Source organism: Cytophagia bacterium CHB2, assembly GCA_030263535.1.
In the GTDB taxonomy this organism is placed as follows: Bacteria; Zhuqueibacterota; Zhuqueibacteria; order Zhuqueibacterales; family Zhuqueibacteraceae; genus Coneutiohabitans.
This window is the reverse complement of sequence record SZPB01000062.1, coordinates 1-17,366: the sequence shown is the minus strand read 5'-3', so window position 1 is coordinate 17,366 and position 17,366 is coordinate 1. Positions and strand designations below refer to the sequence as shown.

General features: G+C 52.6%; 12 protein-coding genes. 6 read left to right on the top strand and 6 right to left on the bottom strand.

The window, feature by feature from the left end:
- Positions 1-280: 280 nt before the first annotated feature.
- Entirely contained in the window at positions 281-1,999 is a 1,719-nt protein-coding gene (locus FBQ85_08595; GenBank protein ID MDL1875214.1) for an amidohydrolase, read from the top strand.
- A 135-nt stretch (positions 2,000-2,134) separates the two neighbouring features.
- Here FBQ85_08595 and FBQ85_08590 read toward each other — a convergent pair whose 3' ends face one another.
- A complete protein-coding gene (locus FBQ85_08590; GenBank protein ID MDL1875213.1) occupies positions 2,135-2,875 on the bottom strand; it encodes a CDP-alcohol phosphatidyltransferase in 741 nt (246 codons plus the stop codon).
- Positions 2,876-3,280: 405 nt separating this feature from the next.
- Between FBQ85_08590 and FBQ85_08585 the strand changes: the two genes are divergently transcribed.
- Complete coding sequence (locus tag FBQ85_08585; protein ID MDL1875212.1) at positions 3,281-4,453, top strand: citrate synthase; 1,173 nt, start codon at positions 3,281-3,283, stop codon at positions 4,451-4,453.
- Between the two features lie 200 nt (positions 4,454-4,653).
- On the opposite strand, the gene FBQ85_08580 is transcribed toward FBQ85_08585, so the two are convergent.
- The 4 genes from FBQ85_08580 to FBQ85_08565 all read right to left on the bottom strand — a co-directional run bounded on the left by FBQ85_08580 (position 4,654) and on the right by FBQ85_08565 (position 8,377).
- Complete coding sequence (locus tag FBQ85_08580) at positions 4,654-5,445, bottom strand: hypothetical protein (GenBank protein MDL1875211.1); 792 nt, start codon at positions 5,443-5,445, stop codon at positions 4,654-4,656.
- A gap of 81 nt (positions 5,446-5,526) precedes the next feature.
- A complete protein-coding gene (locus tag FBQ85_08575) occupies positions 5,527-6,237 on the bottom strand; it encodes an SDR family oxidoreductase (protein MDL1875210.1) in 711 nt (236 codons plus the stop codon).
- Between the two features lie 72 nt (positions 6,238-6,309).
- The gene (locus FBQ85_08570) at positions 6,310-7,137 is read right to left on the bottom strand and encodes a class I SAM-dependent methyltransferase (GenBank protein ID MDL1875209.1); all 828 of its coding nucleotides are present in this window, start codon (positions 7,135-7,137) and stop codon (positions 6,310-6,312) included.
- A gap of 91 nt (positions 7,138-7,228) precedes the next feature.
- Positions 7,229-8,377 (bottom strand): pyridoxal phosphate-dependent aminotransferase, encoded by a 1,149-nt coding sequence (locus FBQ85_08565; GenBank protein ID MDL1875208.1) that lies wholly within the window; start codon positions 8,375-8,377, stop codon positions 7,229-7,231.
- 427 nt (positions 8,378-8,804) lie between these two features.
- Between FBQ85_08565 and FBQ85_08560 the strand changes: the two genes are divergently transcribed.
- From FBQ85_08560 to FBQ85_08545, 4 genes are all read left to right on the top strand, one after another.
- Positions 8,805-10,571 (top strand): glycoside hydrolase family 9, encoded by a 1,767-nt coding sequence (locus FBQ85_08560; GenBank protein MDL1875207.1) that lies wholly within the window; start codon positions 8,805-8,807, stop codon positions 10,569-10,571.
- Between the two features lie 10 nt (positions 10,572-10,581).
- Positions 10,582-11,247 (top strand): N-acetylmuramoyl-L-alanine amidase, encoded by a 666-nt coding sequence (locus FBQ85_08555; protein ID MDL1875206.1) that lies wholly within the window; start codon positions 10,582-10,584, stop codon positions 11,245-11,247.
- Between the two features lie 206 nt (positions 11,248-11,453).
- Positions 11,454-13,292, top strand: coding sequence for a hypothetical protein (locus FBQ85_08550; GenBank protein ID MDL1875205.1), 1,839 nt, complete (start codon positions 11,454-11,456; stop codon positions 13,290-13,292).
- 176 nt (positions 13,293-13,468) lie between these two features.
- Positions 13,469-15,073: an IS1634 family transposase gene (locus tag FBQ85_08545; protein ID MDL1875204.1), complete on the top strand. Its 1,605-nt coding sequence runs from the start codon at positions 13,469-13,471 to the stop codon at positions 15,071-15,073.
- Positions 15,074-15,459: 386 nt separating this feature from the next.
- On the opposite strand, the gene FBQ85_08540 is transcribed toward FBQ85_08545, so the two are convergent.
- Positions 15,460-17,172, bottom strand: coding sequence for a PAS domain S-box protein (locus FBQ85_08540; GenBank protein MDL1875203.1), 1,713 nt, complete (start codon positions 17,170-17,172; stop codon positions 15,460-15,462).
- Positions 17,173-17,366 lie beyond the last annotated feature (194 nt).

The window sequence follows — 17,366 nt, the reverse complement described above, 5'->3', positions numbered from 1 at the left end:
TGTCGCACTTTTTTCTGGCGGCTTATGGTGGCTCGTCGTGTGTAATTCTGGAGATCATTTTTGCCGTTCAGGCTTGCTAATAAACATTGCAAAAATGTCGTATTTATACCGCTGTAAAACACCCCGGCAGCGGCATGGCTTGATGTCATGAAAACCTCTTGCAGTTTTGCCGCTGCCGTGCTTTATTGCGGCACACTCATCGGTTGTGGGTCGTCCGGGAATCTTGTCCAGACACAGCAACAGCATGCCTTGAGGTAAAAATCTAACGTGAGGAGGAACCGTGAAGAAGACATTCACAAGTTATGCAACATTTTTTCTGGTCGTCGGAGTTTTAATGATGATCTCCTGTCAAAATCAAAAAACAAGTGCAGACCTCGTCTTGCACAACGGCGTCATTCACACCGTCGATCAAAACAATACCACGGCGCAAGCCGTCGCTGTAAAAGGTGACCGCGTCGTATTTGTCGGCTCAAATCAAGATAATCAAAAATGGATCGGCCCGAACACCCAGGTAATCGATCTCAAAGGCAAAACCGTGACGCCGGGCTTGATCGACAGCCACTACCATTTTCAAGGCGTGGGAAAACGGGAATATGATTTAAACCTCGACGGCTGCACGTCGCTCGATGAGTTTCTCGCACGCCTGCAACATTGGGCGGCGGCAAAACCAGCGGGCGAATGGCTCACCGGACGCGGCTGGATGGAAGAAGACTGGCCGGTTAAACAATTTCCCACACGACACGATCTCGACAAAGTCGCAGCAGACTGGCCGGTTTACCTCAATCGCGCCGACGGCCACATGGCTGTGGTGAATTCCAAGGCCCTGCAACTCGCGGGCATCACTAGCGACACGCCGAATCCGCAAGGCGGCGAAATTCTCAAAGACAGCAACGGCGCGCCGAACGGTTTGCTGGTTGATCGCGCCATGGGCCTGGTCTCAAAACATATTCCCTCCGGCTCACGCGAGTTTCAGGAGAAATTTGCAATCAAGGCAAATGACGTTGCATTAGCCTACGGTTTAACCACGATTCATGATGCCGGCTCCGGCTGGGATACGATTAATTTATGGAAATCGCTTTATGGCCAGGGCAAAATGCAAATCCGCATTTACGGTTATGTTCGTGGGCCGGGCGCAGACGTTGACACCTTGCTGCAGGGCACGCCCGAAATTGGCCTGTTCAACAATCATCTCACCATTCGCGGCATCAAGATCAGCGCGGATGGCGCGCTGGGCTCGCGCGGCGCAGCTTTGCTAGAAAAATATTCTGATGCAAACACCGACGGCTTGATTCTTTTTGGAGATGACGAGATTTACCCTGTGATCAAAACGGCAACCGAGAAAGGCTTGCAGATGGCGATTCATGCGATCGGCGATCGCGCCAATCGCAAAGTGCTGGATTTTTATGAGCAGGCCCTGAATGAAGTGCCCGCAGAGGCGCGCAAAATTCGCGAGCCGAGGCATCGCATCGAACATGCACAAATTGTCGAACCCGGCGACTTGCCACGTTTCACAAAGCTGGGCGTGCTGCCCTCGATGCAGCCCAGCCATGCCATCGGTGATTTGCATTTTGCCATTCGCCGTCTGGGACTTGAGCGCATGAGCGGCGCATACGCCTGGCGGACCCTGATCGATTTAGGCAACGTGATTCCCGGCGGCTCGGATGCGCCGGTGGAAGAAGGCAATCCCATGATCGAGTTTTACGCCGCCGTCACGCGCAAAGACACCACCGGTTTCAGCGCCGAGGGTTGGCATCCGGAATTGAAAATGACGCGCCTGGAAGCGCTGAAATCTCTCACCCTCTGGGGCGCGTACGCGGCATTTGAAGAAGATTTAAAAGGCTCAATCGAAGTGGGAAAATTGGCGGATTTCGCCGTGCTCGATCGCGATCTCATGACCGAGCCTGAAGAAAGTTTGTTCCGCATTCAAAATGTGATGACCATTGTGGGGGGAAAAGTGGTTTATGATCGCGCCCGTGGAGGCATTTTGGCAGCGAGATGATGCGTGCATGTGTTGCCGGCGCAAAGCGAATCAATACTCAACGGATAACGACGGCCACCGGAGCTTCTGATCAAACCAGAATCCGTTGGCCGCTGTTATCCGTTCAGAAAAATTCTTTGGTTAAGCGTCTCTTCGCTAGTCAGCTTCAACTCGGGACAGCGCCACAATTCTGCTTGTTCGTCGTGGAGCCAATTGCCCCCAATCACTTGGCCTCTCCGCCTTGTCGCGTGCATTGGCGCTTTGCAAGAGTTGATAAAACTCAAAAACATTCACGCCCAGCAACAACACTGTCGCAAGACTAGTTACAACGAGTAAACTTCCGGGCAAGAACATTTCAAGACCTAAAGCTAACGCTGTCAAAATGCGTACTTCGGTCGGGCCAATTTTGCCGCTGTCAATGCGATAAACTCCAAGAATTTTGTAGCTCAATACGGCAATCAACATGCGCGCGCCGTAGGCGACCATGAAAATGACGGGCACGAATTTCAACGCCGCAAAATAAATCGCCAATCCCGCCGCCACCAGGCACAGCGAAATCCAATCAACCATAATATCGAGCGCAAAGCCATACCATTTGCGCGGGCGATTGCGAAAATAAGCGAGCCGCCCATCGAGTGAATCCCCCAGCCAATGTATGCTCAATCCGATGATCGCGCCCATGAGCCACAACCGATTCGCTTGCGCCATCATAATACTCATGAAAATGATGCCACTGCCGGTCAGACCCAGAACAGTCAGCATATCAGACGTAACAAATGCTGGTGTGCGGCGGCAAAGCCAGGCGAGTGCGCGCTGCTCGCGCTGCATCAACCAATTGCTGCGTTCGCGCGTATCCGGTTTGTTTACTTTTCGAAGTGAAACAGCAGTTGCTTGCATGCGAGTCTCCATTTTTAAAGCATACGCGGCATAAGCGCCGCCTGGCAAAAGCGCGGATTGATTCGTTGAAAAAATAACACGAACGCGATCAGCGGCGTGTTCGAGCAAACCTCAAGCAACCACAATGCCAGAGATGCACATTCGAAGTTCACCCCGCAACTGTAACATTTTCCCACGAAATGCTTTGCAAAAATTATGTTGGCCTCCGGCCGGCGTGAAGGCAATGATCAGCATTTGTGAAACAGGTTCACAGTCGCTTGCGCTTGCTTTTCGTGCATTTTTTTTTAATATATCGCTACCTTGAATTGCGTTGTCGCTGAGGACAAAAATTCCAAGATTCAATCAATACAACAGGCCCGGCAGCAAGCGCCGATGGCCGCATGATCGATGGAAAGGAGAAATTTGATGGCTGAAAAAGTGACGGAGTTGATTGACGCCGCAGGCAATAAAGTCGAGTATCGCCCGGGTTTGGAAGGAGTGGTTGCCGCGCCTAGCACGATTTGCTCCATCGATGGTCAAAAAGGCATTCTCTTGTATCGCGGTATTCCGATTGCCGAATTGGCCGATCATTCCATCTTTGAAGAAACTGTTTTTTTTCTGCTCTTCGGCCATTTGCCCAAGCGCAGCGAGCTGGATGAATTTGCAAACAACTTGAAAGCGCGTCGCCAGCTTCCGGAAGCCGTGCTCAAACTCTTGCAATCCTTTCCGCCCAGCGCAAATCCCATGGATTTGCTGCGCACCGCGGTTTCAGCGCTGGGTTTGTTTGATGACAATCCCACCGACGATTCGGTTGCAAAAAACAGCCAGCGCGCGATCAGCTTGATTGCTGCATTTCCCGCCATCGTGGGCGCGATTCAACGGTTGCGCAAAGGCCAGCCGCCGGTGGCGGCGCGCACGGATTTGACGCATGCCGCGCATTGCCTGCATCAAATCAATGGCGTTGCTCCGGACGAGTATTCGGCAAGAGTTCTCGATGTCGCCTTGATTCTGCATGCGGATCACGGCTTCAATGCCTCGACCTTCACCGCGCGCGTGTGCATCTCGTCGTTGACGGATATGTATTCCGCCATCACCTCAGCCGTGGGCAGCTTGAAAGGCCCGCTGCACGGCGGCGCCAATGCCGGCGTTATGCAAAATTTAATGGAAATCGGCAGCCTCGAAAAAGTCGAGCCCTGGGTGATGCACAAGCTGCAAAACAAGGCCAAGATTATGGGCTTCGGGCATCGCGTTTATAAAACATACGATCCGCGTGCGCGTCTGCTCAACCGTTATTCGGAAAAGCTTGCGCAGATCACCAACAACACCAAATGGTATGAGATGTCCAAGAAAATGGACGAAGTCATGGCGCGCGAAGTGAGCAGCCGCGGCATTTACCCCAACGTCGATTTCTATTCGGCCTCGGTTTACTATTATCTCGGATTAGAGCCGGAATTGTTCACGCCAATCTTCGCCGTCAGTCGCATCGCCGGCTGGACAGCGCATGTGCTCGAGCAATTGCAGGATAATCGTCTCTTCCGGCCGCGCGCGATTTATCAGGGTCCCAAAGAGGCGGCCTACGTGCCGATCGCGCAGCGTTAATCTCGCGATCAATACAAAGCTGGCTTGACGTTTCCGGTTCTGCCTGTTGATTCAAGCAACCCCGTCGTTAAAAATAAAATCCCGCAGAAGAAAATTTTTCTGCGGGATTTTTGCTTTGAAAACCATTTCTGCCGGTTCTTCAGCGCTATAAGGCTGCCGCAATTCGAAGATAAAATATTTTGCCGGCACAAGCTCCAGCTTCAGTTCTTCTGTGCCCGTGCAGAGGAATCATCCTCGTTTACCTCCGGTGACATCATTTCCCAATCAATCAACAATTCCGTCTTTTTGCCTGGCGCGACTTCGACGAGCTGGCGCTTGACGCCGAGCGTTTCATGCCAGAGCACCAAATCAAACTGGCCGGGCGGCACACGCGGCAACTCAAACTCGCCTTTGGCATCAGTAATCGCAAAGAAACGATGCGGCATCACCAACACATAGGCCTTCATCCAATCATAACCGATTTCACTCCGAATTTCGAGCAGGCCTGGTTCGTGCAATGGCTCCATCCCGGTTGTTGCCTTGGCGGGCAAGGCAAAATTAAACACACTCTCCCCGGTTTCATCAAAGATGTCTTTTGTCACCGTGCGCTCCCAACCGTCGCGAAACCGGTATAAATAGCCGCGCGCATGATGCAAGGTTGCATCCTCGTTCTCCAGCACGAGATAATCGCCGCGCAACACCGCTGACACGTGAGGACGGAAAACACACTTTGTAATCTTGACCACGGTTTCAGCCGGCGGCAGCGAATCCGGTGCAATATTCGCTAAAAACACGAAAGCATTGCGTAATTCCAGCTTCTTATTCACTAACAACGATTCATTCAAAACTTGTATCCCGCAAACCGGCGAATTTTTCGTAACGGCCTGGGGCGGAAGCGCCGGCGGCAACGCGGTCAATTTCACTTTGCCTTTAATTTGTCCCAATGCCGCCTGAAATGAAAAAACGCTGGCGGCCAGCATGGTCAAAATGTATAGCGTTCTATTTCTCCTCATCGTTGCATTCTCCTTTATTGTTTGACCAACAAATCAAATCATGCTTGCTGTAGAAATGATCGCGACGTTTGACGCGCGATTTCAATATCTGCCGGACACTGGAATCACGGCGCCGGTGATTGCGCTCGCTTCCTCAGAAGCTAGGAACAAAATCACTTGCGCCAGCGCCTGCGGTGACACCCATTTCGTAAAATCGGCATTCGGCATGGCTTGACGATTTGCCGGCGTGTCGAGGTTGCCGGGAACCACGGTATTCGCGCTGATACCAAAGCCTTTGCCCTCCGCTGCCAAAGATTTTGTGAAATTGATGAGCCCTGCTTTTGCGGCGCCGTAGGCGGATATGCCATCACCACCGTGCAATCCGCCCTGCGAGCCGATATTTATAATGCGGCCGGAGCGTTGCTGCTGCATCACCGGCATCACATGCTTACAACACAAAAATGCTGATTTCAAATTCAGATTGATGATGTTATCCCATTGCGTAAGAGTCATATCGACAACCGGCACGCCGCCTAAAAAGCTGCCAACGAGATTGACCAAAATGTCAATGCGGCCAAGCTTTGCAGCCTTCTGCACCAGCGCTTGCACGCTCGCTTCTTCCACGACATTCGTTTTGACGCCGGTCAATGCCGTGACGTGCGTTGTGACGTTTGATTTGAGCGCGTCAAATTCGGATTCACGAGTGTATGTGGCAACAACCTTCGCCCCTGCCTGTAAAAACGCGGCAGTCACGGCGCGGCCGAGACCGCCCGTGCCGCCGGTGATGATAACGACTTTGTTTTCGAAGTTCATGCCCTCTCCTTTCCAACTTCATTTCACGATAAATTCCTTCCTCGCATTCCAAGAAATTGTCGGAGTTCGCTCTTAAATCTTACGAGCCGTTACCAGCGGTTGATAAAAGCCGCTCTCGGCCGGCATGTGCCAGTGAATCTCCGAAAAACCGGCGGCGCGCAAAATCTCACTCAACTCATGGCGTTGCAGCGCACGGTATTGGGTGACGAGATGAGTCGTCTTCCATTCGCTGGCACGCTGCTTCATAATAAAATGATTGAGTGTATAGAAACGCCCATCATTCGACCAATCCCAAACTTGAAAAACAATGCGACGACCGTCGTCATCGTCAAAGACGCGCGGCAAGGTCGGACGGCTGTTGTCCGGCGAAGCTTGTTGTCCGGGCAGAGGCGCGGTCATCGCCAAAGGACGTTTCCGCTCTTGCACAGCGAGATCATAATCGCGAATGCTCGCGATCAGCAAACCGCCGGTGCGCAAGCGCGCTAGCATTTGATCGACTGCCAGAGATAAATCCTCATTATTTAAAAAATGGGGCAGGGCATTATCGCATGAAAGCACAACGTCAAATAAATCTGTTACGTGGCGATCGAGCACGCGCAAATCTGCAACTTCAAACTGTAATGTCACACCGAAGGATTGCGCCTCTTGCCGGGCGCGTTCGATCGAAGTCGGGCTGAGATCTGTGGCATGCACCCCATAGCCGCAGGAAGCCAGGCCGATGGCTTGCGTGCCAATGCCGCAAGTGCAATCGAGAACCGTTCGGGCCGTTTTGCCTAATTGATCTCGAATAAGATTGTCCAGCACTTTGCCTTGCCGCAACACTTCCTTGCGCCAATCGGCGAAGATGAGATGATATTCTCCGGCAAAATCTTCATAGAATTTTAGTACAGATTCATTCATCGCTTGCTCGAACTCCATTCGATGTTTCACTTGTTCCGGCCAAACATGCCGCGTTGGTATCTTCGCATTTTTTGGAATTTGGTTCGCGATTTTAAGCCAAGGCGCGATTGACACGATCTCTCAACGTTGCAAGCCGTTCCACCGGTTCATTGCTGAATACCAGGCGCACGAACGCATCGCCGTTTTTCTCACCCCAATCGCGCATCGGCGTTGCGGCGATCTTGCCTTTCTCCAACAATAATTTCGAGGCGGTGAAAGAATCATAACCCAATTCTTTCACATTCAAGAGTTGTGACCAACCACCAGCGGCGCTGATCATGGCAAATTTTTCAAGTTGTTCGTTAACGACATTGCGCCGGCGCTGCCATTCCGCGACGCAAGCCTGCAAATCATTCAACGATGCTTGCAGCGCGGCCAATGCGCCTGCCTGCGCAATGCCAGTGGGTGTGACCACGTTGTAGATGTGAACGCGCGCAATGTCGTTCATAATCGCGTGCGGCCCAACCACCCAACCGAGGCGCCAGCCAATCATGCGAAATTCTTTCGATACCGAACCGATGGTAATCGTGCGTTCGGCCATGCCCGGAAGCGCAGCGGGATGGAGGAACGGCCGTTGATCAAACAAGATGCGCTCCATCGCCGCGTTGTAAATCAGCCAGAGATTGTGCTGGTGGCAAATCTCGGCCAGCGATTTCCAGTCTTCGGCGTGCAAAACAGCGCCGCAAGGCATGGCAGGATTCATAATGAAGAGCGCTCGCGTCTTGTTGGTAACCGCTGCTCGCAGCGCCTCGAGATCCAGCCGCCACTCGTTCTTCTGCGCGACAAAGGGCACAAGTCTGGGGACACCACCCGCCAGGCGCACGCGATAAATCATTCCGGCATAAGTGGGATCGGTCAAAACAACTTCATCGCCATTGTCAGTCGTTGCGAGCAGCACATCGAACATGCCTTCGGTGCCGCCGGCTGTGATTACGACATTTTCAACGCCATAATGATTTTTCGTTTGCCGATTGAGATGCTGCGCCACCGCCTCGCGCAATGCGATTTTTCCAAGGAAGGGCAAATAACTGTTGTCCTCGTCGCGGCCAATCGCAACGATCGTGGCAGCCAGCGCGCCTGCCGTCGGTGTGAGATCAGTATCCAAATTTTCCATGCGCAAAACCTCCGGATCATCTCCGGCAGCGGCGGCAACGCGATCAATGGAAAATCCTGGAATGTTTGCAAGCCTTTGTACGGACATCTCGACTCCGCGCCATTGTTAGCGATTCTGATTATTCGCTTTCGGACAAGCAAGCGCCGCTTTCTCTGCAGACTGGCTGATAAAATATAAGCTGTCCCGTCAATTGCAAGGACAACATTCCTGCCGGGAACGCCGCCTTCTTGTCACGGTTCAACCGGGAAATCCATGCTTGAACCACCTTCCAAACTGCAAGCAGAAACAATACTGCCTAAAAAAGCATTTGACATCGTCAAAAAAGAGTTCATTATTAAACAAGCTTGCTGCTTGCGAGAGTAAACAAAATAAAATTGCCGCGTCTGACGGCAATACAGATCTTAGGCCTTTCATTATCTTTCATTCGCCGTGATGCGAGGCGCGCAATCCGGGAGCAAAAACGATGAATACCCTGGAGCCGTTCACGCTTGTACCGGCCGTAGCAATAGTTGTTATGCTGAATACTTGGGATGCCATCTGCGCTCAAGGACAGGACAAAACCATTTACCTCCGCGCCAATCAAATCGGTTATCTGCCCGAGGATGAAAAAATCGCCCTTGCCTTTTCGCATCAAGCTTTGCCAAAGGCGCGTTTTGAGATCATCGATGCCGCCTCCGGCAAGCGCGTTTGGGGTCCGCAGAAACTGGAAAGCAACGCGGGCGCTTACGGCAATTTTGCGCATCATTATCGTTTGGATTTTACCGCGTTTCGCCAAACCGGCCGTTATAAATTGCGCCTCACGGGCACGACGTTTGAATCTCTCCCGTTCAACCTCGGCCCGGATGCTTACGCGCATCATCACGAGCTGTTGCTCGCCTACATGCGGCAGCAGCGCTGCGGTTATAATCCTTTTCTCGACGAAGTGTGTCACCAGAAAGACGGCCGCACCATGTATGGCCCGATGCCTGACAGCACGTTCATTGACGTGAGCGGCGGCTGGCACGATGCCGGCGATTATTTGCGGTATTTGATGACTTCCGGAAATGCCGTTTGCCGCTTGCTTTTTTCGTATCGCGAGAACAAGGGAAAATTCAAAGACGAATATGATGCCCTCGGCCATCCGTGGCCCAACGGCATCCCCGATATTCTCGATGAAGCCAAATGGGGATTGGATTGGATGCTGAAAATGCATCCCGCATCCGATCAGCTCTTTCATCAAGTCGCGGATGATCGTGATCACATGGGCTGGGACATGCCTTATCAAGACACCTCGGATTATGGCTGGGGGCCGGGCAGTTATCGCGTGGTCTATTACGCTACGGGAAAACCGCAAGGCTTGGGACAATATCAAAACACCTCCACCGGAATTGCCAATCTCGCCGGCCGTTACGCTGCCGCGATGGCGATGGCTGCGGATATTTGGAAAAGCGATTTGTGTGATTCCGCTTTTGCGGCGCAATGCCTCAAAGCCGGCAGAGAAGTTTATGAAATGGGCAAGCAGCAACCCGGCTCGTGCGAAGGCGTGCCCTGCCGCGCGCCCTATCGTTATTACGAAAACACCTGGGCGGATGACATGGAATGGGGCGCCGCAGAAATGTTCAAGGTGACGCGCGTCGCTTCCTATCTCGACGATGCAAAGAATTTTGCGCGCCTGATCAACACCACCTCGTGGATGGGCGCGGATACCGCCAATCACTACGAGTATTATCCTTACGTCAACCTTGGCCATTACGCCTTGTATCCGCTGGTGGACAAAGCATTGCAAGACACGCTCGCCGGTTATTATCGCCACGGTCTCGAGGGCGTTCTGCGGCGCGCTCAACAAAATCCCTATCGCATGGGCGTGCCGTTCATTTGGTGTTCCTTCAATTTAGTCACGGATTTCATTGCGCACGGCTTGGCTTATGAAAAGATGACGGGCGATACGAAGTATCATCAATTCATTCTCGAGAACCGTGATTGGCTGCTCGGTCGCAATCCCTGGGGCATTAGCGCATTTGTCGGCATTCCTCCGGAAGGCGGAAACACGCCGCAATTTCCGCACAGTGTGATTGCAGACAAAACCGGACGCGAAATCACCGGAGGATTGAACGACGGGCCGGTGTATACCAGCATTTTCAAAAGCCTTAAAGGCATTCGCCTCACGCGCGAAGATCCTTATGCCGCATTTCAATCCGATCTTGTAGTTTATCACGATGATCGTTGGGATTATTCCACCAACGAACCAATTATGGACGGTACTGCCAACGCTTCGTTTTTCATGGCACATTTTGCAAAATAGAGGCAAAACGATGAAACCACATTCTGCCAACCGACAACACTTTCTGCAATTGCTGCTGCTCTCTCTCGTTCTGCTGACTGCTCAAAATTGCGCCTCTTCCCGATATAGCCGCCTCGCACAACTCGATCGTGAGATCATCGCCGTGGCGCAATGGGGCGGCACAGCAGTGGCGGATTCACACAAAACACACGAGATCAAGGTCATCACACTTCATCACGGCGGAGAAGAATACAAAGGCGACAAACCAACGCCGGAGTATCTCGTCAATTTGCAAAATTGGTCGCGCACTGAGAAAAAATGGATCGACATCCCGTATCATTTCTTGATTGATTTGGAAGGCAAAATTTACGCGGGCCGCGCTTTGCGTTATCCCGGTGACACCAACACGGCTTATGATCCCGCCGGCCATGCCTTAATTTGCGTGCTGGGCAACTACGAAATCCAATATCCCAGCAAACGCCAGCGCGAAGCGGTGATTGATCTGTTTACATGGCTGTGCTGGCGTTATCAAATTTCACCGGAAACAATCAAGGGACACAAGGATGTGGCAGAAGGAACGGTTTGCCCGGGGGAAAACTTGTATGTTTATCTCACGACCGGTGAATTGAAAAAAGAGACGACGCGCCGCCTGCAACGCCTGCAAGCCCGCCATGTCGATGATGAACAGGCGAAGTAGTCATGTTCAAAAGCGGCAGAACGAGCCTGGTCAAGGTAGTGAAATACTGGTCGTTTCACATTCACAGAAAGAGAATACCGATGCGAAGTTATCGTCTTCTTTTGCTTGCTTGCCTGCCGCTGTTGTTCCTTTTCCCCACTTACAGTTCATCTCAATCCGGCGAAGTATATTTGGTCCTCGGATCGGACACCGCAATCTGGGAGGGCATGAATACCAACCGGTATCATTGCACCTACAATCTGGGCCTTTTTATTGATCCGGCCCGCAACGCTTATCAAGTCATGGACCCAGCTTTCCGCGCGCGGTTGGTGGATTCGTACGGCCAGCAGATGAAACTCACCTGGTGGATGATGGCCGGCAACATCTTTCGCTATGCCACCAACACCAATGTGCCTGTGCCCAACACCATGACGTTGTATTTGATGAAAACGTACCACGGCGAAAACGTCGCGCGCAACGGCGATGAGCTATCGCTGCATTATCATACCTTCGCCTGGACTGATTATGATGGCGACGGCACATATTGGTGGAATCAAGCGCTTGGTTTCAATGAATGCCGTGACGATTTCGACTACACGCTCGCGCAATACCTTCTCGAAGAAAATGTCTTTCCGGTTTCCTTTCGCAGCGGTTGGCATTACATGGACAACGACTGGCAGCATCATCTCGACGAGCTGTTGCCCTATAGTTTGCACAATGATTATCCCCACAAACACACCGATACCACCGAACCGCTGGACATCACATACGATTGGTCGGAGTCGCCTTCGGAATTTGTGCCTTTTCGTCCTGCCCCGCAAAACTACCAAATCCCCGGCAACGGCCCGGGCTGGAATGTACGTTCAGCACACTTCAGCACCACACGCAATCGCCATTTGATGGATTCGATCTTTGTCGCGGCGAGTCGCGGCGTAGATCAAGTTGCCTGTTTGTGGGGACATTTGCCGGAGGAAGATTTTCTACAAAACCTCGCGATCCTCGACAGTCTTGCGCACGAGATGACACGCCGCTATCCGGGCGTCAAATTCCGCTACTGCACGGCCGTGGAAGCCATGCAACGCTGGCGGAAATCGCAGGATGAGGCTGCGCCGCAGGTGATCTTCAGCGAGGAGAATAGCGGCGATCGGGTTTTCTTTTCTGTCGAGGTTGATGAACCAATCTTTCAACGCGTGCCGTTCGTCGCGATCAAAGACATCTACGAAAGATACCTCGTTGCTCCCTGCACTCAAGTGGGAACCAACAACTGGCGAACGACGGAATCGTTTCCGCGCAGCGCTTTGGCTAAAGCCGGAGTCGCGCTTTGCGACACCATGGGAAATCAAACAACACGCTTCATCAACATTTTGCCGGATGATATTTACATTGATAATCGCGACGACGGTTTTGCGGAGCTGGGCGGCAATTGGACAACCTCCAGCATCGCAGCGTGGGGAATCGACAGCCGCGTCGCCACCGTGGCACCGCATGATTCCGCGGCCGTGAAGTGGAGTGCCGTGCTGGCGCAGCCGGGCAGATACAATCTGTTCGTGCAAGTCCCGCCGGTGCAAAGCCCTGCTGCCAATATCGAATTCACAGTTCGCCATCAAGCACAGGAAATCGGCACGGTGAGATTATCCGAGCCGCTGCCGGCGGGCGAATGGCTCTATCTCCGCACCGTGTTGCTGAATGGCGCCGGCGTTCTGGAAATAGAAATGAAGGCCATTGGCGACGCGCAATCTGCTCGGACGATCGCTGCCGATGTGATCAAAATCTCGGCACTGGTCCGTGATCGCGATTTGCATGCTACTCCGAATTTCGTTGATTTGGGGCCGGTCAGTGAGGAGGATACCGCTTCTTTCGAAATCGTGATTACCAATCGCGGCGTCGGCGAGCTGACGCTGCAGGGCATCTCTTCCACTCAACAAACACTGTTAACCCAAGTTCGACACTTCAAAAATATTTCGGGGCAAAATCGGGGCGGCCAGCGGGAATTTCCCAGGTTTTTGAAGGAAATTTCCGCAAACCGCTGTGTGGTGAAGACCTACCCCATTGCCCGGCGGGGGTAGGATTTACTATATTGCGGCATGCACCTCCGAAAAATCTGCCGCAAGAAAGATGGCAAGTCGCATGAGTATTGGGCGCTGGTCGAATCCTATCGCACCGCGCGTGGCTCGCGACAACGCCTCGTGGCTTATCTGGGTAATCTGGATGAAGCGGCGCGCCTGGGGATTCAACAAGCCGCTTGTCCTGCCGCGGCGCAAAATCATTCTGCTCAGCAGAACTCTTGCCTTCACAACGCCACCACGGAAAACAGGCCGCTCCAGAATGGGCAGAAGTGAATGTCAGCGCCGTGCGCACGGAACGTCCACGCCGGTTTGGTGATGTGTGGCTGGCGTTGGAACTGCTCCGCCGGTTGCACCTGGATCGTTTCTTTCAAAACCAATTGGCGAGCACACGCCCCGACATTGCTTGGGCGGATTTGGCCACCATCGTGATCGTGGCGCGCTTCTGTGAGCCCAGCAGCGAGCTTTATATTGCCGAACATTTTTACAAGAACAGCGCCTTGGCTGATTTGCTCGGCATTCCGGCGAACAAGATTTATGACAATCGTCTGTATCGTGCTTTGGATCCTCTGCTGCCGCACAAAGACCAACTGCAACAACATCTCAAAGAACGCTTTGGCAAGCTGTTTCAAATCAACTATGATTTGATGTTATACGATGTCACGTCCACTTATTTTGAAGGCGAAGCGGCCGCCAATCCACAAGCCCAGCACGGCCATTCGCGTGATCACCGCAGCGATTGCAAGCAAGTCTGCATTGCGCTGGTGGTCACCAAAGAAGGGATTCCGTTAGGCTATGAAATTTTTGCCGGCAACACGCACGATTCCAAGACCGTCGAAGACATCGTCACCAAAATGGAAAAGCTCTATGGCAAAGCCGATCGCATTTGGATTATGGATCGTGGCATGACCAGCCCCAAGACCCTTACTTTGCTGAATGAAGAGCATCGCCGCTATATTCTGGGCATGCCCAAAAGCCAACTCAAGTACTTCGCCGCTGAACTCGAGCAAGAGGGCTGGCAAACGATTCGTGAAGGCCTGGAGGTTAAGCTCTGTTCCGCGTCGCTGGGCCGTGAAGAGGAGGTCTTCATCCTCTGTCGGAGCGCCGCACGAGCGGCCAAAGAAAAAGCCATTCATGATCGTTTTCTCAAATGTCTCGAAGCGGAATTGTGCCAGCTGCAAAAGAGCTGCGACACGGGTCGTGTTCCCAGCGCCCAACTTGCCGAACGTCGCCTCGGTCGTTTGTTGGAGCGCCATCAACGCGCCGCCGCATTTTTCACGATCACCGTCCGCGACAACAATGGCATGGTGCAGGTCACCTGGTCGCAGTGTGAGCCGCAAAAAACTTGGGCGCAAATCAGCGAAGGTTGTTATGTGTTGCGCAGCAACGTCAAAAATTGGACGGCCACCGAGTTGTGGCAAGCGTACATTCAATTAACGGACGCGGAAGCCGCCTTTCGCATTCACAAGAACGATCTTGAGTTGCGACCCATTTGGCATCAAAAAGAAAAACGTGTTCACGCTCATATCTTGGTCTGCTTCTTGGCCTATGTGCTGTGGAAATGTTTTGGCCAAATGTGCAAACAAGCGGGCTTGGGCGATGAGCCGCGCAAAGTGATTGCCGAACTCAAAAATCTCCAACTAACCGACGTGGTGCTGCCCACGCGCAAAGGTATCGACATTCACTTGCGTTGTGTTTCCAAACCCGACCCGGACTTGGCGCTTTTGATGCACAAACTCAAGCTCAAGCCGCCCGTGCGATTGACGCCCGATCACAATTTGTAGTGAAGACTTTTGAAAATATTTGTTGTAAATATTTATCTTAACTTTGGCAACTGTCGAACTTGGGTTAGCACCTGCAATGCCGGGAAGTCAAATGTTGATCTCGCATACTCAAGTCACTCTTTGACTCGTGGTATCCGATCCCAACTTCACCGGCAACTCATTCGTCTCCGTTAAATGCCAATGACATGCCAAAATTTAAAAAGCCACTTGAGAACGATCTCAAGTGGCTTTGACTTGACAGCTTACGCCTGATCAAGAGAATGCTTTTGCGGATTCCATTTTAGACAGAGCTGTTGAAATATCGGTACGGCGCTGATATTTCAGCAAACGCTTTGCAGACCTTCAAATCCAATCGAACCCAATTCCCGTTTGAAAGAGAGATATTTTCATTTCATCTTCACAGCAACAATCGTCATGTCATCGTGCAGCGCCCGCTCGCCGGCCCAGGATCTGGCCGCCCTGGCCAAATGCCGGACGATCTTGCGAGGTTGCTGATGGGCGATCTCTGTAAATAATTTGATCATCCGGCTTTCTCCCAGCATTTCCTCTTGTGTGTTGAATGTTTCATACAGGCCGTCGCTCATAAAAAGCACGGTGTCCCCGGGCTGCAATTTCAAAATTCTTTGCTGATATTTGAAATTGGAAAAACTTCCGAGCGGCATGGCTTTCAAGACGATTTCTTCGGTATTGCCGTTGGCCGCGCGATGCACCAGAGTAAAAGGCATGCCAGCGGAAGATAAAATCAAGCGATGCTGGTCGAACTTTGCCACCGTCATTCCCATGAACATTCTGTGAAAGCCCATGGATTTTAGTGCGCGCGACATCTTCTTTAGAACCTGCGCGGGCGCCGGTTCATCCACCAATGCTTTAAACAGGCTTTTAGTGGAAGCGACAATCGTTCCGGCCTGCAAGCCATGGCCGGTGGCATCTCCAATTGCCACTGTGAGTCCGCCATCGGTGTTCACATTGAAATCGTAATAGTCGCCGCCCACTTCAGTGGCGGTTTGCATGAAAACGGCAATTTCAAGATAAGGCAACTTGGGGATGGTCTTGGGGAGCAGCGCAAGCTGCAGCCGGCGCGCTTCTTCCAGCTCGCGGGCTTTGCGCGCATTTTCGGCTTCCAATTTGTTCTGAATGATTTTGAGTTGTTGCAATGTTGCTTCAAGCTCATCGTGCCTTGCTTTTAACTCCGCCAGCAATTCGGTTTTGGCATGATTTGCCGTTTCCGCCGCTTCCTTTGCTTCACGCAATTCTTTCTCCGCGCGCACCGGCTCGGTAATATCGCGGAGATAGGCGGTGAAGATCGGATGCTCGCCCAAATGAATCGGAACAATGGCCAACTCGACAGGAAACTCCGTGCCATCCGCGCGCATTCCCGTAATCTGGATGCGCTTGCCCAGAACCGGCCCCTCGCCGGTGGCAAGATAATGCGCCATCCCGCGCCGATGCGCTTCCCGCAGCGCCGGCGGAACAATGGTTGCTGCCAATTCGTTGCCGATGACGCGGGCGCGCTTGTAGCCAAACGTTTTCTCGGCCGCGGGATTGAACTCGATGATCTTCCCGTTGTGATCAATGGTGATGATGCAATCCAGCGCGGATTTCAACATTGCATCCTTGCGTGCTTCACTCTCCTGCAGTTGGAGGTTCGCCTTGCGCAATCTTGCTTCCGCGAGTTTTTGCTCGCGAATATCGGCGCACGTGACGATGGCAAACTGCCGTTGATCCGTACTGTGGAATGTACGGCTGCTGATGATGGCCGGCACTCGCGCGCCGGCCTTGCCGCGAATGTCATACTCAAAACGAACGTGGCCATTACGTTCCCGCTGCTCGATCTGCTGTTGAATAAAGGGCAAATCTTCCGGCGCGAAAAAGTCGGTGCTGGCGCGGCCGATCATTTCCTGCTGTTGAAATCCGGTCATGCGCCGCATCGCCTCATTGACGAACAAGACGCGGCCGGCCTCGAGAACGGCAACGCCTTCGTTCATCGCCTCGAAGATGGTCTCCATCTGCAAGAGCCAATCGGGTCTTGCGAGTTTGGTCTCATTTCTCACAGAATAATTTTCATTGAGCAAAAATGATCTTACCGGTTTCATGTTCACGATTGAATTCCATGCGCGGGGATGATTGCTCCGGCCCGACGCAACCGATGGCAATTTCCGCTTTGTGATAGTTTTCGCCGCGCACCGGCGCGCCCGCCAGGCGCCGCAGCATGGCGATTTGACCAACGTGGGTCAACGCGTCGGCAATCGGTCCCTGAAATATTTTTTCGCAAGGGCGGTTCAGCGGCGCATCA

Coding starts and splice junctions, on each gene's coding strand:
- FBQ85_08590 (MDL1875213.1), bottom strand. CDS start 2,875: ATGCAAGCAACTGCTGTTTCACTTCGAAAAGTAAACAAACCGGATACG.
- FBQ85_08585 (MDL1875212.1), top strand. CDS start 3,281: ATGGCTGAAAAAGTGACGGAGTTGATTGACGCCGCAGGCAATAAAGTC.
- FBQ85_08580 (MDL1875211.1), bottom strand. CDS start 5,445: ATGAGGAGAAATAGAACGCTATACATTTTGACCATGCTGGCCGCCAGC.
- FBQ85_08575 (MDL1875210.1), bottom strand. CDS start 6,237: ATGAACTTCGAAAACAAAGTCGTTATCATCACCGGCGGCACGGGCGGT.
- FBQ85_08570 (MDL1875209.1), bottom strand. CDS start 7,137: ATGAATGAATCTGTACTAAAATTCTATGAAGATTTTGCCGGAGAATAT.
- FBQ85_08565 (MDL1875208.1), bottom strand. CDS start 8,377: ATGTCCGTACAAAGGCTTGCAAACATTCCAGGATTTTCCATTGATCGC.
- FBQ85_08560 (MDL1875207.1), top strand. CDS start 8,805: ATGCTGAATACTTGGGATGCCATCTGCGCTCAAGGACAGGACAAAACC.
- FBQ85_08555 (MDL1875206.1), top strand. CDS start 10,582: ATGAAACCACATTCTGCCAACCGACAACACTTTCTGCAATTGCTGCTG.
- FBQ85_08550 (MDL1875205.1), top strand. CDS start 11,454: ATGAATACCAACCGGTATCATTGCACCTACAATCTGGGCCTTTTTATT.